The organism is Streptomyces sp. NBC_00513 (assembly GCF_041431415.1).
Classification (GTDB): Bacteria; Actinomycetota; Actinomycetes; order Streptomycetales; family Streptomycetaceae; genus Streptomyces.
The window spans coordinates 1,575,221-1,596,136 of the sequence record NZ_CP107845.1 but is presented as its reverse complement, the minus strand read 5'-3'; the positions used below and the strand labels follow the sequence as shown (position 1 = coordinate 1,596,136).

The following is a 20,916-nucleotide window of genomic DNA, read 5'->3' as shown; positions in this document are numbered from 1 at the left end:
CGTTCTTTCGCTGCGATGTGGTCTGTGTGCTACGGCTCGATGCGTGATTCATGGCCGTCCCCCTGGGTCATCCCCGCGCCTGCGGGGAGCATGTCCTCAGTGTTCCCCCACGACGGCTGCTTCGTAGGTATTTCCCGGCAGCTGTCCTCATACATTGAGGACGCATCACTCGTGCGGGCGGTTCAGGCCAACTCCCCTGTCATTTCGGGTGGTTCACCAGTGGTCCGAGCGGGCTAGGCCGAATGGGCAACTTGGGCCATGCCGGTCGAGGAGCGCCGGTCGAGGAGCGCCGGTCAGGCCGCCGGTGCGGCCACCGCGGGCGGTGCCGGAGGGGCGGGCGGAGTGAGTCGACGGGTCAGTACGGGCAGCAGCTCGGACACGGTGTGCGGTCGGAAGGGCGCGATCCCGGGGGGCGCCGGGGCCAGGGGGATCAGCAGGTCGGCGGCGTCCGGCAGGCCCGCCGAGGCGTCGGCGTTGACCGCCCCGTGCAGCCAGAGGGTCAGCATGTACAGCTCCGGTACGGACAGGAGTCTCGGCTGGTGGTTCTTGCCGAGCGACTCGGCCTGACGCAGGGCGCGTTCGGTCGCCGCCACGTAGGGGCCCTCGAAGAAGTGGGAGAAGGCCCAGCCGTCCGCCGTGAGCCGGGTGTCGGCCGCGGCGACGAAACGGTCCCCGCTGCGGATCATGAACCGCCAGCCGGTCAACCGCGTGCGGGGCGGCCGGCCGCCGGTCGTGAGCGGCGAGGCCTGCAACCGGTCGAGTACGTGGACCGGCAGGGGGAGTTCCGCGGTCAGGGGACCCTGGATCTTGCGCAGGGCCGGGGTGTGCGCCTCGTGCACGGCGGTGGGGGAGCGGAGTGCCGCGAGGACGCAGCGCAGGGCGGGCGCGGGAGCCGGAGGGACATGCAGCGGCATGGTGGGTCGCCTCTCACTTGGGAGACCTGGGGTGCGGGGGAAGGTGCGGACGGCGCTGTCGCATTCTGGGGCCAGAGGGGGGCTGAGGGGCAATGGCCGCGCGCCAACTCTCTGCCTCGTTTGCGGAGTTTATACGACATGTGTTCACGCAGTGTTTCGGCTAGCTGTCCCGGCCATTGCCGACAAGGCGCTTACCGGTCCCTCTGGCATGGCATTCATGCCGGTTGCGCGCGAACATGTCGCGCTGACCTCGGAGGTTACCGGACGGGGGCTCGGCTGGAAAGCGTCGGTTATGTGGAATAGGCAAAGTCGAGGCGGAATTTGCGCTTTCGAGCTTGCCAGGCGAATGTGCCGAAGCGCCCTTCGGGCCAAACCGGCGCGCGCTGTCCGCCATGCGCGCCCCCGCCGCGTTATCGATCACTCCGCCGGGGCATCATCGACCGTAACGCGCGCCTGGGTGCACCGGGCCAGGCCCATTCGAGGAGGGACGCTTCGATGGGGGAGAAGGTCGTGGCAGGCGGATTCGACCTGTCCGATCGGCATCGGTATCGAAGGAAGCTCCACGAGTGCCTGGAGGGGCTGGAGCGCCTTCTGGCGGAGAAGAGGTTCGATCGGCCCAAGAACATGATGGGACTGGAGATCGAACTGAATCTCGCGGGTGCCGACGGGTTGCCGAGAATGGTGAATGCCGAGGTTCTGGAACGTATAGCGAGTCCCGATTTCCAGACCGAACTCGGAATGTTCAACCTGGAGGTGAACGTACTCCCGCACCGCCTCGGCGGGCGGGTATTCGACCAGCTCGCCGAAGAACTCGGCGCGGGGTTGCACTATGCCCACCGGCAGGCCGCCGCGATCGACGCCGGAGTGGTGATGATCGGTATCCTGCCGACGATCACCCGCTCCGACCTGGCTCTGGCCAACCTCTCCGCCGTGGACCGGTACTCGCTGCTCAACGAGCAGATCCTGATGATGCGCGGCGAGGACTTCATCCTCGACATCGACGGTGTCGAGCGGCTGACCTGGACCTCCGGATCGATCGTGCCCGAGGCCGCCTGCACCTCGGTGCAACTGCACCTCCAGGTGACCCCGGCCCGGTTCTCGGACGTGTGGAACGCGGCCCAGGCGGTGTCCGCCGTACAGACGGCGGTCGGCGCCAACTCGCCGTTCCTGTTCGGGCACGAGCTGTGGCGGGAGTCGCGGCCGCCGCTCTTCACCCAGGCCACCGACACGCGGCCGCCCGAACTCCAGTCGCAGGGTGTGCGGCCGCGGACCTGGTTCGGGGAGCGGTGGGTGGACTCGGCGTACGAACTCTTCGCGGAGAACGTCCGCTTCTTCCCGTCCCTGCTGCCGATCTGCGACGAGGAGGAGCCGCTGCGGGTGCTCGCCGAGGGAGGGGTGCCGAGCCTGCAGGAGCTGGTGCTGCACAACGGCACGGTCTACCGCTGGAACCGGCCCGTGTACGGGGTCGCCGACGGGGTGCCGCACCTGCGGGTGGAGAACCGGGTGCTGCCGGCCGGGCCCACCGTGGCCGACGTGGTCGCCAACGCCGCCTTCTACTACGGGCTGGTGCGCACGCTCGCGGACGAGCAGCGGCCGGTCTGGACGAGGCTGCCGTTCGCGGAGGCCGAGGCCAACTTCGACGCGGCCTGCCGGTACGGGATCGACGCGCGGCTGCGCTGGCCGCGTCGGGGCAGGGGCGGAGGTCTGGCGAGCGTGCCGGCGGTGCGGTTGGTGCTCGACGAGCTGCTTCCGATGGCGGCGGCCGGGCTGGACGCCTGGGGGATCGCGCCGGCGGACCGGGACCACTACCTGGGGATCATCGAACAGCGGTGTCGGCTCCGGGTGAACGGTGCGACCTGGCAGGTGGACACCTTCCACCGGGCCGTCGCGGCCGGCCTGGGACGCGACGACGCGCTGGCGGCCACCACCCGGCGCTACAGCGAGCTGTCGCACCGGGGCGAGCCCGTGCACACCTGGCCGGTCGGGCTCGCCGGGCAGGAGGTGGACGCCGCAGCGGCGGCCCGACGCTGACCCCGACCGGGTCCGATGATCCCGTCCCCCCGCCGAGGAGGCAGTATGGGGGTGTCGTGACGGCACGTCGCGACACCGATCGCGGCGGGACGGGAGTCGGGCGTGCGGGTGGAGCCGGAGCCGGTGGTCAAGGACCTGCGGGAAGAGAGCCGCGGGTACCTGCGGACCGAGACGCTGCTCGTCCTCGCGCTGTCGCTGGGGGCGAGCGGGGTCTCGGCCCTGATCAGCTTCATCGGTTCGCTCACCAAGCCGGGTGGGCTCAAGGACCAGGCGGCCACGCTGAACGGGTCGTACGCGCCCGGGCGGCCCTGGCTGGACCTGTCCTGGCAACTGTTCGGGATCGCGAGCGCGCTCGTTCCCGTACTGCTCGTCGCGCACCTGCTGACCCGCGAAGGCGCGCCGGGGCTGCGGACACTGGGCTTCGACCGGACCAGGCCGCTGTTCGACCTGAGTCGCGGCGCGCTGGTCGCCGCCGGCATCGGCAGCGCCGGGCTCGCCTTCTACCTGGCGGCCCGCGCCACCGGATTCAACCTGACGGTGGTGCCGGAGGCGCTGCCGGACGTGTGGTGGAAGTTCCCCGTACTGATCCTCTCCGCGCTGCAGAACTCCGTGGTCGAGGAGGTCATCGTGCTGGCCTACCTGCTGCGCCGGCTCGACCAACTGGGCTGGTCCCCGACGGCGTCACTGCTGGCCAGCTCGGCACTGCGCGGCTCCTACCACCTCTACCAGGGCATCGGCGGCTTCATCGGCAACATGGTGATGGGCATGGTGTTCGTGCTGGCCTACCGCCGTTGGGGGCGGGTCGGACCGCTCGTCGTCGCGCACGCGCTGCTCGACATCGTGGCCTTCGGCGGCTACGCCCTGCTCGCGGGCAAGGTGGGCTGGCTGCCGACCCCCTGAGGAGTCCTCGGACGGTCCTCAGGGGCGGGTGAGGAGCTCCCCGTCCAGGACCGTGACGGCGTGACCGGTCAGCAGGGTGCGCTCACCGGCGAGGGTGACGCGGACCAGACCCGTACGGGATCCGCCCTGGAGGCCCGTCAGCGTGGTGCGGCCGAGGCGACGCGCCCAGAACGGGGCGAGCGCGGTGTGGGCGCTGCCCGTGACGGGGTCCTCGTCGATGCCGAACGCCGGGAAGAAGCCGCGTGAGACGAAGTCGTGGCCGCGTGAGGGGTCCTCTGCGGCCGCGGTGACGATCACCCCGCGGCGGGCGTAGCCGCGCAGGGCGGCGATGTCGGGGGTGAGCTCCCGCACCGTCCGCTCGTCCGCGAGCTCCACCACCAGGTCGCCGACGTGGGCGGAGGTGTCGTGCACCGAGACGATCGCGGCGCCCAGCGCGCGCTCCACCTCGGGCACCGGCTCGACCTCCGTCAGCGAGGAGGTCGGGAAGTCCATGGTGATCGTGCCGTCCTCGGCCGTCCGCGCCGTGAGGATCCCGCAGCGGGCGGCGAAGCGGATCAGACCGCTCGCCCGGCCGGTCGTCGCGAGGACGTGGGCGGTCGCGAGGGTGGCGTGGCCGCACATGTCCACCTCGGCGGCCGGGGTGAACCAGCGCAGCTCCCAGTCGGCCTCCCCGCCCGCCGGCAGCGGCCGGGCGAAGGCGGTCTCGGAGAGGCTGACCTCGGCGGCGACCTGCTGGAGCCAGGAGTCCGGAGGGAACGCGCCGTCCAGCAGCAGGACCCCGGCGGGGTTCCCGTGGAAGGGGCGGTCCGTGAAGGCGTCGACGATTCGGATGCGCATGACCCCGACCGTAGGGCGGGTCGGGGAACGCCGCCAAAGGCCAATCCGGGGTGCCTGGCTCTGTCGCCGAAGAGTTTCCGATATATCGTTGACGTATCGTGAGCGATCAGTGATAGTGGAGACATCGAAGCCGTCGGACATCGGGTCGGACGGCGAGAACACTCGATGACGAAAGGAGCGCAGTCATGCGTTCACACGGACAGCACGGACACGACCACGGCCACGAGCACGGACGGGGTCACGGCCACTGCGGGCCGGACCGTCGGGAGGAGTTCGGCGGGCGTCGCGCCGCCTTCGGCCCGTTCGGACCGCCCTTCGGCGGCGGACCCTTCGGAGGGCGCGGCGGACGCGGCGGACCGCGCGGTCGGGCCCGCCGGGGTGACGTACGCGCCTCCATCCTGGCGCTGCTCGCGGACCGGCCGATGCACGGCTACGAGATGATCCAGGAGATCGGGGAGCGCAGCGGAGGGGCCTGGAAGCCCAGCCCCGGCTCGGTCTACCCGACCCTGCAACTGCTGGAGGACGAGGGCCTCATCACGAACGAGAGCGAGGGCGGCAAGAAGCTGTTCACGCTCACCGACGCCGGCCGCACCGAGGCCGAGTCGGGTCCGGACGCCCCGTGGGCGGACGCCGGGCGCGGCTTCGACTTCGAGGCGATGCACGAGGTCCGGACGGCCGGAGTCGGCCTGATGGAAGCCTTCGGGCAGGTCTTCAAGACCGGCACGCCCGAGCAGCGCGAGAAGGCCCTCGGGGTCATCAACGACGCACGCAAGAAGCTCTACCTGATCCTGGCCGACGAGCACTGAGCCGACGAGCACTGGGCCGACGAGCGCTGAGTCGATGAGTACTGAGTCGACGAGCACTGAGCCGGCCGGCACTGGGTCGGCCGACACCATGCGAGGGCGCGCCCCGCGGGAATCCTCCCGCGGGGCGCGCCCTCGCGCGTACCGGCGTGCGGTGGCGGTGCGGGTCAGGCGACCAGGCCCGCGAGCTTGCGCAGCGATTCGTTGAGCGCGGCCGTGGCCGAGTCCTTCAGCTTGCCGGCCATCAGTGACACGGCGGCTCCGGTGAACTCGCCGTCGATCTTCACGGTGGTGGCCCCGCCGTCCGGGATCAGGGTGTACCGGGTGAGGACGGCCACGCCCATCGGGCCCTTGCCCGTGATGGCGAAGAGGCGTTCGTCCTCCAGCTCCGAGACGGTCCAGACGACCTCGGCCGGGAAGCCCATCATCTTCATGTTCTCCGCGAAGGTCGATCCGACCGCCAGGGTCTCGGGTCCGCCCTTCGGGAAGTTGGTGTGGGTCATGCTCCACCGGCCGTACGCGTCCCAGTCCGTCAGCTGCGCCCAGAGCTTCGCGGCGGGCGCCTCGATGCGTGATTCCGCGGTGACTTCGGCCATGCGACCACCCCTTCTCGTCGGGTACGTGCGGCGGAAGGTAGCCCCGGCAGGCGGAACATTCAATACTGACGACCTGTCAGATCCGATGCGTCGGGCCGAGGTGGGTGTCGGGTGCGTCTCAACAGGTGTCATGACGGTGACGGTCCTGACGCCTCCTGCCATCATGTGGCCATGCAAGCGTCAGGGAAGAACGCCGGACTGGGCCTCGCCCTCGTCTCGGCGTGTGCGTTCGGTGGTTCCGGCGTCGCGGCGAAGCCGCTGATCGAGGCGGGTCTGGACCCGTTGCACGTGGTGTGGTTGCGGGTGGCGGGTGCGGCGCTCGTGCTGTCCCCCCTGGCCTGGCGCCATCGCGACCTGGTGCGCCGCAAACCGTTCCTGCTGGCCGGCTTCGGACTGATCGCCGTCGCCGGTGTGCAGGCCTTCTACTTCGCCTCCCTGTCCCGGATCCCCGTCGGCGTGGCACTCCTGCTGGAGTACCTGGGGCCCGCCCTGCTGCTGGGCTGGATCCGCTTCGTGCAGCGCAAGCCGGTGACCCGGGCGGCCGCCGCCGGGGCGGCGGTGGCCGTCGTCGGGCTGGCGTGCGTCGTGGAGATCTGGGCCGGGCTGAGCCTGGACCCGCTCGGGGTGCTGCTGGGTCTCGCCGCCGCCTGCTGCCAGGCGTTCTACTTCGTGTTCGCCGACCAGGGGACCGACGGGGACGACGTCCCCGACCCGCTGGGCGTGATCGCGTTCGGCATGATCGTCGGCGCGCTGGTCATGACCGTGATCGCCCGGCCCTGGCGGATGGACTGGGCGGTGCTGGGCTCCGACGCGGCGCTCGGCGACACGATGGTGCCGGCGGTGGTGCTGCTCGGCTGGGTCGTGCTGATCGCGACCGTGTTCGCGTACCTGACCGGGGTCGTCTCGGTGCGCCGGCTGTCGCCGCAGGTGGCGGGCGTGGTGGCCTGCCTGGAAGCGGTCATCGCGACCGTGCTGGCCTGGGTGTTGCTGGGCGAGCACCTCTCCTCCTGGCAGATCGCGGGCGGGGCGCTGGTTCTGGGCGGGGCCTTCATCGCGCAGTCCGCGCGACCCACCCCGCCGGGGGCGGCCGACCCGGCCGTGTTGGACCGCGAGACGGCCAAGGCTTAGGGTTCCGAGCATGCCTTCGACCGTGCTTCCGCCTCCCGCCGCCTAGCGCGGGCGGCCTTCGAGCGAACGAGTACCCCGCCCCGGGGAGATCCCGGGCGGATTCGCGCTGCCCGCGAAGCGATGACCCCTTTCCCTCATCCTTCACGCACGCGCGGAGTCACACGTGTCGAACCAATCGCCCGCAGCCGGGCGCAGTCTTCTCTCCCTCGTCGTCGCCGGAGCCGCCTGGGGAACCGCCGGGGCGGCCGCCTCGCTGCTGTTCCTCGCCAGTGACCTCGGACCGCTCGCCCTGTCGTTCTGGCGGTGCGCGGGCGGGTTGGCGGTCCTGCTCGCCGTTCTCGCGGTCCGTCGCCCCGCTGCCGCCCTGCCGCGGCCCTCGGCCGGCTCGCTGATCGCCACCGGACTGATGTTCACCCTGTTCCAGGCCGCGTACTTCGCCGCGGTGCGGGAGACCGGTCTGGCCGTCGGGACCGTGGTCACCCTGGGGGCGGGGCCCGTCCTGATCAGCGTCGGTGCCCGGTACTGGATGGGCGAACGGCTCGGACGCGGCGGGATCGTCGCCGTCGGCGGGGCGCTGGCCGGGCTGGCGGTGCTGGTACTGGGCAGCGGTGGCGGCGAAGTGCGGCCGATCGGCGTCGGCTGGGCGCTGTTGTCGGCCGCTGGCTACGCCGCCATGACCCTGCGGGCCCGCCGGCTCGGGCAGCGCGGGGCCGGCGGGGACCCGCTGGTCACCACCGCCTGGTCGGTGGCGGTGGGCACGGTGTGCCTGCTGCCGCTCGCCGCGGTGGAGGGCCTGCTTCCGCACACGGCCGAACTCGGGCGGGTGCTCTGGCTGCTCGTGTACGTGGCCACCGTGCCGACGGCCCTGGCGTACGCGCTCTACTTCCACGGGGCCGCCGCGGTGCGGGCCGCCACGGTGTCGGTGATCATGCTGATCGAGCCGGTGAGCGCGGCGGTGATCGCCGTCCTGCTGCTCGGAGAACGGCTGACCGGGGCCGTGATCCTGGGCACCGTACTGCTGCTGACGGCCGTCGGGGCGCTGATCGTCGCCGAGGCGCGCAGGCCGGCGGGCGGGCCGGCGGTCAGGCCCGCCCCGGTGCCTCAGAGCGTGGCGAGGTAGTCCGGGACGGCGACGCCGGGGGACAGGTCGGCGGCCGGGACCGGCGTCCCGTACGCCGGGGCGACCGGGACCACGCCCGACCAGAAGGGCAGGCCCAGGTCCTCGGCGTCGTCGCTCGGCCCGCCCGTGCGCAGCTTGGCGGACACCTCGGTCAGGTCCAGCCGGATCACGACGGTGGCCGCGAGCTCCTTGGCCGTGGGGGGCCGGCAGTCGGCGGACCGGCCGGGCACGACCTGGTCGACGAGGGCGTCGAGCGCCGTCCGGCACTCCTGCTCGTCGGTGACCTGGTAGGCGGTGCCGTGGATGACCACCGAGCGGTAGTTCAGGGAGTGGTGGAAGGCCGACCGGGCCAGCACCAGACCGTCGACGTGCGTCACGGTCACGCAGACCGGCAGACCCGGATCGGCCTTGCCCGCCGCGAGCAGGGGACGAGACCCGGTCGAGCCGTGGAGGTAGAGGGCGTCGCCGATCCGGCCGAACAGCGTCGGCAGGACCACCGGCGCGCCGCCGCGCACGAAGCCGAGGTGACAGACGTAGGCCTGGTCGAGTATCGCGTGCACGGTCTCGTGGTCGTAGCGCGCCCGGTCCCGGGAACGGGTCGGGACGGTGCGGTCGGTGGGCTCGTACGCGGAGGTCGGCCGCGCGGCGGTCGGCGTGGTCGGCTCGGTGGCGGGCGTGGCGGTCATGGTGCGAACTCCGTTGCACTAGTGCATAATGTCGTTTGTGCTAGGAGACTATCGGATCGTAGGGCGTCGCGCATCGGACATCGCGGCCAGCGTCGAAACGGGCATCGGATCGGGCGCGCTCCCCCCGGGAACGCTGCTGCCGCCGATGCGGGAACTCGCCGGAGTCCTCGGGGTGAACCCGAACACCGTGGCCGCCGCCTACCGAACCCTGCGCGAACGCGGGGTCATCGAGACGGACGGCCGGCGCGGCAGCCGCATCAGGTCCCGGCCGGCGAGCGCGCCCCGCGACGCGCTGCGGATGGACATCCCGCCCGGCGTGCGCGACGTCGCCTCGGGCAACCCGGACGTCTCGCTGCTGCCCTCGCTGGAGGGAGCCCTGGCCGCCGCCGCCCGACGGTACGCGCGGACACCCACCCTGTACGGGACCGACCCGGTCGCCCCGGAGTTGGCGGCCCTCGCCCGCGCCGGCCTCGACGCCGACGGGGTGCCGGCCGGGCCCGTCGGGCTCACCTCGGGGGCTCTCGACGGCATCGAACGCGTACTGGCCGCCCACCTGCGCCCCGGCGACGCCGTGGCCGTGGAGGACCCGGGCTGGGGGAGCGTGCTGGACCTGGCGCCCGCGCTGGGGCTGCGGGTGCTGCCGGTCGCCGTGGACGACGAGGGGCCGCGGCCGGAGGCGGTGGCGCGGGCCCTGGCGGACGGGGCGCGAGCGCTGGTGGTCACGGCCAGGGCGCAGAACCCGACGGGCGCGGCGGTGAGCGCGCACCGGGCCGGGGAACTGCGGGAGTTGCTGGCACTCCACCCGGAGGTACTGGTCCTCGACGACGACCACGGACACGGGATCGTGGACCTGCCGTTGCAATGCCTGGGCGGGGTAACCCGACACTGGGCGCTGGTCCGGTCCACCGCCAAGGCCTACGGGCCGGACCTGCGACTCGCGGTGCTGACGGGAGACACGGTCACGATGGACCGGGTGCGCGGAAGGCAGCGACTGGGGCCGGGTTGGGTGAGCCGGCTGCTCCAGTACGCGGTGGTCGAACTGTGGACCACGGGTGCGGTGGACGCGGCCGCCGTGGCGCGGTCGTACGGGGAACGGCGGGACGGGCTCGTCGCGGCCCTGGAGCGGCGCGGGGTGCGGGCGTACGGGCGCAGCGGGATGAACGTGTGGGTACCGGTCGCCGACGAGACGGGCACGGTGGCGCGGTTGCTGGGGGCGGGCTGGGCGGTGGCGCCGGGGGCGCGGTTCCGGGTGGAGAGCGGACCCGGGGTACGGATCACCGTGTCCGGTCTCGGGGTGGAGGAGGTGGCGGGGCTCGCGGACGCGGTGGCCCTCGCGGTGCGGCCGGCGGTGGGAGGACGGTTCGACTGAGGCGGGGGTGCTCCGCCGGGGGTTGGGGTGGGGCGGGGCGCGGGGCGCGGGGTGCGGGGGCGCGGGCCGGGGTGGTCGGCCCGCGCCCCGTCGTTGCGCTGTCGGCCGGTGGGCGGGTGCGGCGCCGTTGCCGGGGGCTCCGCCCCCGGACCCCCGCGCCTCAAACGCCGGCGGGGCTGGTTGGGGCGGGGTCGGAGTTGGCGGGGGGCTTCGGGGTGCGGGTCTGGGTGAGGGCCGCGCCGGCCAGGACGATGGCCGCGCCGACCGGGGTGTTCCAGTGGAGCTGCTCGCCCAGGACCAGGACGCCCGCCGTGGTGGCGATGACGGGGATGAAGTAGGTGACCATCTGTGCGGTGGTCGGGCCGACCTCCGTCACCAGTCCGTACTGCATCTGCAGGGCCAATCCGGTGCCGAGGGCGCCCAGGGCGATCACCGACAGGGTCGGCCAGAGCGGGAACGAGTGCGGCGCCGAAGTGAACAGGGCGCTGACCAGCAGCAGTTGGACCGTCGAGATGCCGAGCTGCGCGCCGGTCAGGGCCACCGGCGAGCCGGGAGTGCCGGCCAGCGTGCGGCGGACGTAGATCCAGCCGATCGGGTAGCAGAGCGAGGCCAGCAGGGCGAGCGCGGTGCCCGTGGCGTCGACCCCCGAGAAGCCCTGCCAGGCTCCGAGGACGGTGAGCACGCCGAGGAAGCCGAGGCCCAGGCCGGCGAACCGGCGGCGGGTGGGGCGGTCCTCGGACAGGGCGACCAGGGAGAGGGCCATGCCCCACAGGGGGGAGGTCGCGTTGCAGATGCCGGCCAGGCTGGAGGGGATGCTCAGCTCGGCGTACGCGAAGAGCGAGAACGGCGCGGTGTTGAGCAGGAGCGCCGCCACCGTCAGGTGGGCCCAGGTCCGCCGGCCCCGGGGGAGCCGCTCGCGGCGCAGCAACAGGACCGTGAGCAGCGCGAGGGCGCCGAAGGCGACCCGACCGAGAGCGACCTGGAACGGGGCGTAGGCCTCCGTGCCCACCTTGATCAGCAGGAAGCTGAAGCCCCAGATCACCGAGAGGACGGCGAACCGGATTCGCCAGTCGAGGCCGCCCCGGCGAGCGTCGGGCGGTGGGGCGACGGTCGCGGCGACGGTGATCGGCAGGGGATCGGGGAGGGAGTCGGGGAGAGCCTCGGCGGCCGGTCTCGGGGTGGTGGGTGCGCTCATGGGGTTTACTCTGTGGCGTCCGACGCATTAGAACAAGCGAGAATGTGTGGGGCTCTCGTCGTAGCATTGCTTACATGTTGAACCTGGAGCGCCTGCGCACCCTCGATGCCTTCGCCCGCCACGGCTCGGTCGGCGGCGCGGCGGACGGGCTGCACGTCACCACCTCCGCGGTCTCCCAGCAGATGGCCAAGTTGGAGCGGGAGGTGGGCCAGCCGCTGCTGGCCAAGAACGGGCGCGGAGTCCGGCTGACCGATGCCGGGCGTCTGCTCGCCGACCACGCGGCCCGGATCCTCTCCCAGGTCGAACTCGCCCAGGCCGAGGTCGAGGCCCAACGTGGATGTGCGGTAGGGGAGTTGCAGATCGGCGCCTTTCCGACCGCCATGCGCGGACTGCTGCCCGGGGCGCTGACGGCGCTGCGCACGGGACACCCCGATCTCCGCACTCGAGTGCGGGAGCAGGAGCCGGGGGAGAGCATGGCCGCGGTGGTGCGCGGTGATCTCGACCTGGCCCTGGCCATCGACTGGCACAACAAGCGGATGCCGGTGCCCGTCGAGCTCACCCGCTGCCATCTGCTGGAGGACTCCGTCGACATCGCGGTGCCGGCCGGTCACCGGCACGCCGGGCGGTCCCTGGTTTCACTGGCCGACTTCGCCGACGAGGAGTGGATCTCCTGGAACGAGGGCCAGTTCTGTCACGAGTGGCTGGTGTTCACCCTGCGCGGCATCGGCATCGAGCCCCGCATCGCGCACATCGCCGAGGAGCACCACACCCAACTGGCCTTCGTCGAAGCGGGACTCGGCGTGTGCGTGACCCCCCGGCTGGGGCGTGGGCCCGTCCCGTCCGGGGTGCGACTGCTGCCGGTGAGTGACGCCGTCCGCCGGCACGTGTACGTCGTCTGGCGGGCGGACGCCGACCGGCGGCCCTCCGTCCGAGCCGCCGTCGACGCCCTCAAGGCGACCGCCTCGACGCTGTAGGACCGCCGCCTGGGGCCCGGGGCATGGCTCTAGAGCTTGCGGAAGTCCCACGAGACGATCGACTCCGGGGTGAGTCGTATCCAGGCGTGGCGCCCGTCGTGCGGCATCTCCTCGATCCCGAAGTTCTTCACCGGGAAGAGGCGTTCGGCCTCCGTCAGCTCCGGGCACGGCTCTCCCGTGCGGGGAGCCTCGCCCACGAAGACCGCGCTGCCGGACAGTTCGACCCCGCGCAGTTCGTCGTACGCCTCGCCCGCGTCCACGACCACCGAGATCCGGGGGTTCTCGCGCAGGTCGGACCAGCGGCGGCTGCGCGTGATCGAGTACAGCCACAGCGAACTCCCGTCCCAGACGAACCACAGGGCCCCGACGTGGGGGCGTCCGTCCGGGGAGACGGTGGCCACCCGGCAGGTGCGCTGCTCGCGCAGGAACGCGTCCACCTCCTCGTCGGTCATCATGATGCGGCGGCCCCGCCGTTGCGTCCGGTCCACGCGTGCCTCGTCCATCCGTCCCGCGCCCCTTCACATCTGACTGTGTGTCAGGAATCATGCGGGCTCTTCGGCCGTCACGCCAGGGGGAGCCATGCCGGAACTCGATCCCGCCACCACCGCGCTGCTCACCGTCGAATGCCAGAACGGCGTCGTCGGCGAGGAGAGCGCCCTGCCCGAACTGGCCAAGGAGGCCCGCGACTCGGGGATGCTGGACCGGGTGGCCGCGCTGGTCGACGCCGCCCGGGGAGCGGGCGTACAGGTGCTGCACGCCGTCGCGGAGCGGCGGCCGGACGGACTCGGCGCCAACGCCAACGCGCGGCTCTTCCGGGCCGCCGGCAAGCTCCCGGTGCGCCAACTCAGCGGGAGCCGCGCGGTCGAGGTCGCCGCCCCCATCGTGGTGGCCGAGCGGGACCTGGTCGTGCGCCGGCTCCACGGCCTCTCCCCGATGGCCGGCACCGACCTGGACGCCCTGCTGCGCAACCTCGGCGTCCGCACCCTCGTCGTCACCGGGGTCTCCTCGAACATCGCGATCCCCAACACCGTCTTCGACGCCGTGAACCTCGGCTACCGGGTGGTGGTCCCGTCCGACGCGATCACCGGGGTACCCGCGGCGTACACCGCCGAGGTGATCCGCAACGCGCTGGCGCTGGTCGCCACCATCACCACGACGCGGGAGCTGCTCGACGGGTGGGCCGTGCCGCGGTGACCCCCGCAACCTCGCCGGACGCTGTCCGGAGTGATCGCGACCCGCCACGTCGCGCCCCTGCGTGAGGATGGCTCGCTGCCGGGACTGGTCGACGACCTCGGCACCCGTGTCACGCAGGTCGGGCCCTCGGGCCCACACGGCCGGACCTCCCCGCAGCCTCCCCGTACGGCCCCGCGAGCCCCGCCCCGACCGGAGTTCGAACAGCACATCCGCGACGAAGGCCGGATTCCGGATGGAGGGCACCCTGAGGCTCCGCTCCATGCCCCAAGGCACTCTGCGGGACTGCTGGGTGGGATCGCTGCTGCCGCACGAGCTGCGAGACATCCCCCGACAGGCAGGCCGGTGTCACGTACAGCGGGTACGCCCGGCCCCGCGGCGCGGGCCGGGGCGTCCGCGACCGCCTCCACACGCGCGACCACCTTGCTCACTCCGTGCCGGAGGCAGGCAGCATCGGGCGCCGGGCCATCGCCGGTCTGCCGGGGAGCCGGGGGAGCGAGGTCTCCGGCTCGAACGCCCGGATTGTTCCCGGGGCTGACCGACGGTCCGACCGGGCTGGGCAGCCGTTCGGGAAAACCTTGGATCGTGCAGCGCGTTCGCCCGTTAGCCTGGGAAAATGCTCACAGAAGTGATCGCGACCCGTTACGTCACGCCCCTGCGTGAGGGCGGCTCGCTGCCGGGGATCGTCGAGGCCGACGATCTCGGCACCTACGTCATGAAGTTCACCGGGGCCGGCCAGGGGCGCAAGACCCTGGTCGCCGAGGTCGTCTGCGGCCGACTGGCCCAGCGGCTGGGCCTGCGGGTCCCGCGCCTGGTGCAGATGCAGCTCGACCCCGTCATCGGGCTCGGCGAGCCCGACCAGGAGGTTCAGGAGCTGCTGAAGGCCAGCGGCGGATTGAACCTCGGGATGGACTACCTGCCCGGCTCGATCGGCTTCGACCCGCTCGCGTACCAGGTGGACCCCGTCGAGGCCGGACGCGTGGTCTGGTTCGACGCCCTCATCAACAACGTCGACCGTTCCTGGCGCAACCCGAACCTTCTCGTCTGGCACGGCGACCTGTGGCTCATCGACCACGGCGCCACCATGATCTGGCAGCACAACTGGCCGACCGCCGCGACCGCCGCCGCCAAGTCCTACAACGCCTCCGACCACGTCCTGGCCCCCGTCGGACCCGACATCGCGGCCGCCGCCGCGGAGCTCGCGCCGCTGGTGACGAGGGAGCTGCTCGACGAGGTGACCGCGGACGTGCCGGACGAGTGGCTGGTCGACGAGCCCGGTTTCGACTCCACGGACGCCGTGCGACGCGCCTATGTGGACGCGTTGCTGCCGCGGGCGGCCGGCATCCACGAGAGGATCACCATGAAGGCCGAGGTCCGGCCGAGGTCGGGTCCGCCCGGGTGGCTGGCCGAGCGCCTCGCGCCGCCGCGCGCCAAGACCGAGCCCGACGAGAAGAAGAGCGACAGCGAGTGATCAAGCGGGACGTGTTCGAGTACGCGCTGGTGCGTGTGGTGCCCCGGATGGAGCGCGGCGAGTGTTTCAACGCCGGCGTGATCGTCTACTGCCGGGCGCACTCCTACGTCGCCGCGCGCACCCACCTCGACGAGGGCAAGCTGCTCGCCCTCGACCCAGAGGCCGACGTGAGCGGTGTACGGGCCGCGCTGCTCGGGGTCGAGGGGCTGTGCGCGGGCGGCGAGTCGGCCGGTCAGGCGGCGGGCGACGAGCCCGGCCGCAGGTTCCGCTGGCTGATCGCGCCGCGCAGCACCGTGGTGCAGCCGGGCCCGGTGCACACCGGCCTGACGGCCGACCCGGAGGCCGAGGTGGAACGGCTGCTGGAGCTGCTGGTGCGCTGAGCGCGGCGGACCCTCCGGGGATCGGCGCGCGACCCGGGGGCCCTGCGGGCCGGCGCCGTTGACACCGGGTGCCAGGGCTCCTAGCGTCTGTCCAGCCGAAGCTACTAAGCGGTTGCTCACCCATGAGGGGCCGCGTCGGCGCACCGAGGATTCCAAGCGCGAGGAGATCCAGCATGTCCACCACCGAGCAGCGCGTCGCGATCGTGACCGGGGCGGCCCGGGGCATCGGCGCGGCCACCGCCGTACGCCTGGCCGCCGAAGGCCGTGCGGTCGCCGTACTCGACCTGGACGAGGCGGCCTGCAAGGACACCGTCGAGGCGATCACGGCGGCCGGCGGCAGGGCCGTCGCCATCGGCTGCGACGTCTCCGACAGCGCGCAGGTGGAGGCGGCCGTCGAGCGCGTGGCGAGCACGCTCGGCGCCCCGACCATCCTGGTCAACAACGCGGGCGTGCTCCGCGACAACCTGCTCTTCAAGATGAGCGCCACCGACTGGGACACGGTCATGAACGTGCACCTGCGGGGCGCCTTCCTGATGGCGCGGGCCTGTCAGAAGTACATGGTGGAGGCCAAGTTCGGCCGCGTCGTGAACCTTTCCAGCAGCTCCGCCCTCGGCAACCGCGGCCAGGCCAACTACTCCGCCGCGAAGGCCGGTCTGCAGGGCTTCACCAAGACCCTGGCCATCGAGCTCGGGAAGTTCGGCGTGACCGCCAACGCCGTCGCCCCCGGCTTCATCGCCACGGAGATGACCGCTCAGACGGCCGCCCGGGTCGGCATGGGCTTCGAGGACTTCCAGGCCGCCGCCGCCACCCAGATCCCGGTGCAGCGCGTCGGCAACCCGGACGACATCGCCAACGCCATCGCCTTCTTCACGGGCGACGCGGCCGGCTTCGTCTCCGGGCAGGTCCTGTACGTGGCCGGCGGCCCGCTCAACTGACGCGCGGCGACGAACGAGAGGCAGGGCGTACGGCATGACGTACAGCGGCAACGACAGCGGCAAGGTCGCACTGATCACCGGCGCGAGCCGGGGCATCGGCTACGGCATCGCGGAGGCGCTGGTCGCCCGGGGCGATCGGGTGTGCATCACCGGGCGCAACGAGGACACCCTCAAGGAGGCCGTCGAGCGGCTCGGGGCGGACCGGGTGCTCGGAGTCGCCGGGAAGGCGCACGACGAGGCCCACCAGGCCGTCGCCGTGGAGCGGACGATGGAGGCCTTCGGCCGGGTCGACTTCCTGGTCAACAACGCCGGCACCAACCCGGTCTTCGGGCCGATCGCGGACCTGGACCTGGGCGTCGCGCGCAAGGTCTTCGAGACGAACGTGATCTCGGCGCTCGGTTTCGCGCAGCGGACCTGGCACGCCTGGCAGAAGGACAACGGCGGGGCGATCGTGAACATCGCCTCCATCGCCGGCGTCTCCGCCTCGCCCTTCATCGGCGCGTACGGAATGAGCAAGGCCGCGATGGTCAACCTCACCCTCCAGCTCGCGCACGAGATGGCGCCGGGCGTGCGGGTCAACGCCATCGCCCCCGCGGTGGTGAAGACGAAGTTCGCGCAGGCGCTCTACGAAGGTCGTGAGCAGGAGGCCGCGGCGGCCTATCCGCTCGGCCGCCTCGGGGTCCCGGAGGACATCGGGGGCGCCGCGGCCTTTCTTACATCTGCACAAGCGGAATGGATCACGGGACAAACTCTGGTCGTCGACGGGGGAATGTTCCTCAATGCCGGGGTGCACTGACCGATAATCGGACGCATTTGCCTCCCAGGAGGAGGCAAATGCGTACCTAATACGCACGTAATCGGTCAAGTGCCTCACGAAACCTGCCCATTGGATTTGTGAGGCACTGCGGTAGGGTCTGCCGCACCCCTGGCTGATCGAGGAGCGTGCGCGTGTTCAACCGGACCAGATGCCTGCAGATCACTGCGGCCCTTGCGTCCATATCCCTGCTCGCCGGATGCGGTCTGCTTTCCGACGACAGCGGCGACGACAAGAAGCGGATCGTCGTCGGTACGATGAGCCAGCCGAGCACCCTCGACCCCGCCGCGGCATGGGACGGCTCCTGGGAGCTGTACCGGAACATCTACCAGACGCTCCTGGCGTTCCCGACGGGCTCCACCCAGCCCCAGCCGGACGCCGCCCAGGCCTGCGAGTTCACCGACTCCCGCAACGAGTCCTACCGCTGCACCCTGAAGAAGGGCCTCAAGTTCTCCAACGGGGAACCGCTGGACGCCAAGGCCGTCAAGCACTCCCTCGACCGGATCCGGACGATCAACTCCCAGGTCGGTCCGAAGGACCTCTTCGGCAGCCTGGACAAGATCGAGACCCCGGACGCGGCGACGGTCGTCTTCCACCTGAACACCCCGGACGCGACCTTCCCGTACGTCCTCGGCTCGCCGGCCGCCTCGCTCGTCCCGCCCAAGGAGTACCCGGCGGACAAGGTGCGCGAGGAGGGCAAGACGATCGGCTCCGGCCCCTACGTCCTCGACTCGTACACCGAGGGCAGCGAAGCGGTCCTCAGCCGCAACGCGAGCTACACGGGCTTCGCCAACCGTCGCAACGACGGGGTGACCATCCGTTACTTCGCGGACTCCAAGAAGCTGGTCGCGGCACTCAAGTCCAAGGAGATCGACGCCACCTACCGAGGCCTCTCCGCCGCGGAGGTCAAGGACCTGCAGACGCCCGCGTCCCACGACGCCGGCGTCCAGGTCGTCGAGAACGTCGGCGCCGAGATCCGTTACCTCGTCTTCAACCCCAAGGACCAGCAGGTCGCCAAGCTGCCGGTGCGCCAGGCCATCGCCCAGGTCATCGACCGGGGAGCGCTCGTGGCCAAGGTCTACCAGGGCACGGCCGAGCCGCTGTACTCGATGGTTCCCAAGGGCACCGTCGCCCACCGGACGCCGTTCTACGACCTGTACGGCCACTCGGACGTCGAGAAGGCGAAGAAGATCCTCCGGGAAGCCGGGATCACCCAGAAGGTCGAGCTGACCTTCTGGTACACGACCGACCGGTACGGCCCCTCCACCGCCGAGGAGTTCACCGAGATCAAGCGGCAGCTCGAAGAGAGCGACCTCTTCAAGATCAACCTGCGTGGCCAGCCCTGGAAGGCCTTCCAGGCGGGCTACAAGAAGGGCGAGTACCCGGTCTTCGGCCGAGGCTGGTTCCCCGACTTCCCGGACCCGGACAACTTCATCGCCCCGTTCGTCGGCAAGCAGAACGCGGTCGGCACCCCGTACGAGCCCGCGCGCATCATGACCGAGCTGCTGCCCAATTCCCGCCGCGAGAGCGACCGGGCCGCCGGCGTCAAGGAGTTCGAGGAGGCCCAGCAGATCTTCGCCCAGGACGTCCGGCTGCTGCCGCTGTGGCAGGGCAAGCTGTACGTCGGCGCACGCGAGGACATCGCCGGCGCCGAGCGGGCCCTCGACCCGCAGACCGTCATGCAGATGTGGGAGTTCTACCGCAAGACCAGCTGGTAGCGGGCCGGCGCGGGCAGCCGGACGACGCGTTGTCAGTGGCTCCCGGTAGGTTCTGGGCAGTTGCACCGCGCAGTTGCTCGATCCTGTACCGGAGGTTGTAGACGTGACCCAGATGCTGCCCGAGTCCTGGCTCCCCGCTGTCGGCGGGGAGCTGGACCAGCCCTACTTCAAAGAGCTCACCGAGTTCATCGAGAAGGAGCGGGCGAACGGGCCGGTCTACCCGCCCCGCGACCAGGTCTTCGCGGCCCTGGAGGCCACGCCGTTCGACAAGGTGAAGGTCCTGGTCCTCGGCCAGGACCCCTACCACGGCGCCGGCCAGGGACACGGCCTGTGCTTCTCCGTGCGGCCCGGGGTCAAGACCCCGCCCTCGCTGCGCAACATCTACAAGGAGATGAAGGAGGAGCTCGGTCTCCCCGTCCCGGACAACGGGTACCTGATGCCGTGGGCCGAGCAGGGCGTCCTGCTGCTCAACGCGGTGCTCACCGTCCGCGAGGCCGAAGCCAACTCGCACAAGGGCAAGGGTTGGGAGAAGTTCACCGACGCGGTGATCAAGGCCGTCTCCGCGCGTCCCGACCCGGTCGTCTTCGTGCTCTGGGGCGCGTACGCCCAGAAGAAGATCCCGCTGATCGACGAGGCCCGGCACGTGATCGTCAAGGGCGCCCACCCGTCGCCGTTGTCGGCCAAGAAGTTCTTCGGATCCCGCCCCTTCACGCAGATCAACGAAGCCGTCGCCGCCCAGGGGCATGAGCCGATCGACTGGCGTATCCCGGACCTTGGCTGACGCCACACCCCGCCTGGGCGTCGCAGGCGCCGCCTGCGGTTAGCGTCGTGACGATCAGACCGGAGAGCAGGTCTGGCAGAGCCAGTCGGAGGCCGCGTTGACGGAGCAGCAGGAGGCGTCCGAAGACGCCGTCATGACCAGGATCGGCCAGGCCGTCATCCTGCTGCACGCCGGGGACCGCGAGGAGGCCCGCAACCGCCTGGGGGAGATCTGGTCCGAGATCGGCGAGGCGGGGCCCCCGCTCCACCGGTGCACCCTCGCGCACTACATGGCCGACGCGCAGGACGACCCGGCCGACGAACTGGCCTGGGACCTGCGGGCACTGACCGCCGCCGACGGTCCGACGGCGGGCCCACCGGGCGCCCGGTCCCCGCGCGGTGCCCGCGACCCGCATCCGGCGGTCCGGGTGTTCTACCCGTCGCTGCACCTCAACCTGGCCGCCGACTACGTGAAACTGCGTCGACCGGAGGCGGCCCGGGTCCACCTCGCCCGGGCCCGGGCGGCCACCGGCGCGCTCGCCGACGACGGGTACGGCGACCGGGTCCGGGCCGCCATCGCCCGGCTGGAGCTGCGGCTCGCGACGGATCCGGGCGAGCGGCCCCGCCCCTTCCCGGAGCAGTCTCCGTAGGCTCCCGGGGCCCGGGCGGCGTCACGGGGTGCGGGAGGCCGTACGGGGGACCCTCAGCCGCCCTGGACGCCCGCGCAGATCCGGGCCTCCGGGCTGTCGGGGTGCCAGCGCCCGTGGCGACGGCCCATGGCGCACACGTCCGCCGGGCGTACCGGCAACTCCCGCATCAGCTCCCTCGGCGCCTTCGCGTCGGGCCGGGGTCGGTGCGTACGGTCCCCCGGACGGCCGTCGCCGTGCCCCGAGGGATGCTCGCCCCGCCGGCGGGGCTCCGGGATGTCCGGGACCGGCGGCGCGGCCCGATCGGGCCCTGCGGGCGTACGAGGCGCCCTCGGCGGCTCGCCCCGGCTGCCGGTCGTCGAAGCGGTCGCGGCCGCCGGATGCCCAGGCTCCCGGGGGACCGCCCGCAGCGCCTCCAGGGCGGGCGCCTGAACGACCACCGGGAGGG

22 protein-coding genes are annotated in these 20,916 nt (G+C 71.8%); 15 read left to right on the top strand and 7 right to left on the bottom strand.

The window, feature by feature from the left end:
• Positions 1-293: 293 nt before the first annotated feature.
• Positions 294-914, bottom strand: a complete 621-nt coding sequence (locus OHA84_RS07560) for a hypothetical protein (protein WP_053683769.1) — start codon at positions 912-914, stop codon at positions 294-296.
• 495 nt (positions 915-1,409) lie between these two features.
• Between OHA84_RS07560 and OHA84_RS07555 the strand changes: the two genes are divergently transcribed.
• Together OHA84_RS07555 and OHA84_RS07550 are read left to right on the top strand one after the other, a co-directional pair.
• Positions 1,410-2,945, top strand: coding sequence for a glutamate-cysteine ligase family protein (locus OHA84_RS07555; protein ID WP_053683771.1), 1,536 nt, complete (start codon positions 1,410-1,412; stop codon positions 2,943-2,945).
• A 102-nt stretch (positions 2,946-3,047) separates the two neighbouring features.
• Positions 3,048-3,845: a CPBP family intramembrane glutamic endopeptidase gene (locus OHA84_RS07550; RefSeq protein ID WP_266951589.1), complete on the top strand. Its 798-nt coding sequence runs from the start codon at positions 3,048-3,050 to the stop codon at positions 3,843-3,845.
• Positions 3,846-3,863: 18 nt separating this feature from the next.
• Here the strand turns inward: OHA84_RS07550 and OHA84_RS07545 are convergent, their stop codons facing one another.
• Positions 3,864-4,682, bottom strand: a complete 819-nt coding sequence (locus OHA84_RS07545) for a PhzF family phenazine biosynthesis protein (protein ID WP_266972488.1) — start codon at positions 4,680-4,682, stop codon at positions 3,864-3,866.
• Between the two features lie 185 nt (positions 4,683-4,867).
• Between OHA84_RS07545 and OHA84_RS07540 the strand changes: the two genes are divergently transcribed.
• A complete protein-coding gene (locus OHA84_RS07540; protein WP_078999660.1) occupies positions 4,868-5,488 on the top strand; it encodes a PadR family transcriptional regulator in 621 nt (206 codons plus the stop codon).
• A 164-nt stretch (positions 5,489-5,652) separates the two neighbouring features.
• Here the strand turns inward: OHA84_RS07540 and OHA84_RS07535 are convergent, their stop codons facing one another.
• The gene (locus tag OHA84_RS07535; RefSeq protein ID WP_266972491.1) at positions 5,653-6,081 is read right to left on the bottom strand and encodes an SRPBCC family protein; all 429 of its coding nucleotides are present in this window, start codon (positions 6,079-6,081) and stop codon (positions 5,653-5,655) included.
• A gap of 171 nt (positions 6,082-6,252) precedes the next feature.
• On the opposite strand from OHA84_RS07535, the gene OHA84_RS07530 reads away from it, so the two are divergent.
• Both OHA84_RS07530 and OHA84_RS07525 read left to right on the top strand, forming a co-directional pair.
• Positions 6,253-7,209 (top strand): DMT family transporter, encoded by a 957-nt coding sequence (locus tag OHA84_RS07530; RefSeq protein ID WP_053683790.1) that lies wholly within the window; start codon positions 6,253-6,255, stop codon positions 7,207-7,209.
• A 163-nt stretch (positions 7,210-7,372) separates the two neighbouring features.
• A complete protein-coding gene (locus tag OHA84_RS07525) occupies positions 7,373-8,329 on the top strand; it encodes a DMT family transporter (RefSeq protein ID WP_266972493.1) in 957 nt (318 codons plus the stop codon).
• Here the strand turns inward: OHA84_RS07525 and OHA84_RS07520 are convergent.
• Complete coding sequence (locus tag OHA84_RS07520; protein ID WP_266972495.1) at positions 8,311-9,015, bottom strand: pyridoxamine 5'-phosphate oxidase family protein; 705 nt, start codon at positions 9,013-9,015, stop codon at positions 8,311-8,313. The two genes, OHA84_RS07525 and OHA84_RS07520, sit on opposite strands and share 19 nt — an antisense overlap.
• A gap of 37 nt (positions 9,016-9,052) precedes the next feature.
• Between OHA84_RS07520 and OHA84_RS07515 the strand changes: the two genes are divergently transcribed.
• Entirely contained in the window at positions 9,053-10,384 is a 1,332-nt protein-coding gene (locus OHA84_RS07515; RefSeq protein ID WP_266972497.1) for an aminotransferase class I/II-fold pyridoxal phosphate-dependent enzyme, read from the top strand.
• A gap of 160 nt (positions 10,385-10,544) precedes the next feature.
• On the opposite strand, the gene OHA84_RS07510 is transcribed toward OHA84_RS07515, so the two are convergent.
• Positions 10,545-11,579 (bottom strand): DMT family transporter, encoded by a 1,035-nt coding sequence (locus OHA84_RS07510; RefSeq protein ID WP_266972499.1) that lies wholly within the window; start codon positions 11,577-11,579, stop codon positions 10,545-10,547.
• A gap of 74 nt (positions 11,580-11,653) precedes the next feature.
• Between OHA84_RS07510 and OHA84_RS07505 the strand changes: the two genes are divergently transcribed.
• Positions 11,654-12,553, top strand: coding sequence for a LysR family transcriptional regulator (locus OHA84_RS07505; RefSeq protein ID WP_053683186.1), 900 nt, complete (start codon positions 11,654-11,656; stop codon positions 12,551-12,553).
• A gap of 29 nt (positions 12,554-12,582) precedes the next feature.
• On the opposite strand, the gene OHA84_RS07500 is transcribed toward OHA84_RS07505, so the two are convergent.
• Positions 12,583-13,041, bottom strand: coding sequence for a pyridoxamine 5'-phosphate oxidase family protein (locus tag OHA84_RS07500; RefSeq protein WP_266974118.1), 459 nt, complete (start codon positions 13,039-13,041; stop codon positions 12,583-12,585).
• Between the two features lie 91 nt (positions 13,042-13,132).
• Here OHA84_RS07500 and OHA84_RS07495 point away from each other — a divergent pair, with 91 nt between their 5' ends.
• The 8 genes from OHA84_RS07495 to OHA84_RS07460 all read left to right on the top strand — a co-directional run bounded on the left by OHA84_RS07495 (position 13,133) and on the right by OHA84_RS07460 (position 20,471).
• A complete protein-coding gene (locus OHA84_RS07495; protein WP_053683190.1) occupies positions 13,133-13,747 on the top strand; it encodes a cysteine hydrolase in 615 nt (204 codons plus the stop codon).
• A 613-nt stretch (positions 13,748-14,360) separates the two neighbouring features.
• Positions 14,361-15,215: a HipA family kinase gene (locus OHA84_RS07490; protein WP_266972502.1), complete on the top strand. Its 855-nt coding sequence runs from the start codon at positions 14,361-14,363 to the stop codon at positions 15,213-15,215.
• Positions 15,212-15,595, top strand: coding sequence for a DUF3037 domain-containing protein (locus OHA84_RS07485; RefSeq protein WP_053683194.1), 384 nt, complete (start codon positions 15,212-15,214; stop codon positions 15,593-15,595). The genes OHA84_RS07490 and OHA84_RS07485 overlap by 4 nt, the downstream gene beginning before the upstream one ends.
• A gap of 173 nt (positions 15,596-15,768) precedes the next feature.
• The gene (gene fabG, locus OHA84_RS07480) at positions 15,769-16,530 is read left to right on the top strand and encodes a 3-oxoacyl-ACP reductase FabG (RefSeq protein ID WP_053683196.1); all 762 of its coding nucleotides are present in this window, start codon (positions 15,769-15,771) and stop codon (positions 16,528-16,530) included.
• Between the two features lie 34 nt (positions 16,531-16,564).
• A complete protein-coding gene (locus OHA84_RS07475) occupies positions 16,565-17,326 on the top strand; it encodes an SDR family oxidoreductase (protein ID WP_053683198.1) in 762 nt (253 codons plus the stop codon).
• A 152-nt stretch (positions 17,327-17,478) separates the two neighbouring features.
• Positions 17,479-19,062: an ABC transporter substrate-binding protein gene (locus OHA84_RS07470; RefSeq protein WP_053683201.1), complete on the top strand. Its 1,584-nt coding sequence runs from the start codon at positions 17,479-17,481 to the stop codon at positions 19,060-19,062.
• A gap of 112 nt (positions 19,063-19,174) precedes the next feature.
• Positions 19,175-19,843, top strand: coding sequence for a uracil-DNA glycosylase (locus OHA84_RS07465; protein WP_266974119.1), 669 nt, complete (start codon positions 19,175-19,177; stop codon positions 19,841-19,843).
• Between the two features lie 97 nt (positions 19,844-19,940).
• Entirely contained in the window at positions 19,941-20,471 is a 531-nt protein-coding gene (locus OHA84_RS07460; RefSeq protein ID WP_266972506.1) for a hypothetical protein, read from the top strand.
• A gap of 53 nt (positions 20,472-20,524) precedes the next feature.
• Here OHA84_RS07460 and OHA84_RS07455 read toward each other — a convergent pair whose 3' ends face one another.
• On the bottom strand, positions 20,525-20,908 hold the full coding sequence (locus OHA84_RS07455; RefSeq protein ID WP_266972508.1) for a hypothetical protein: 384 nt from the start codon (positions 20,906-20,908) through the stop codon (positions 20,525-20,527).
• Positions 20,909-20,916: the final 8 nt, after the last annotated feature.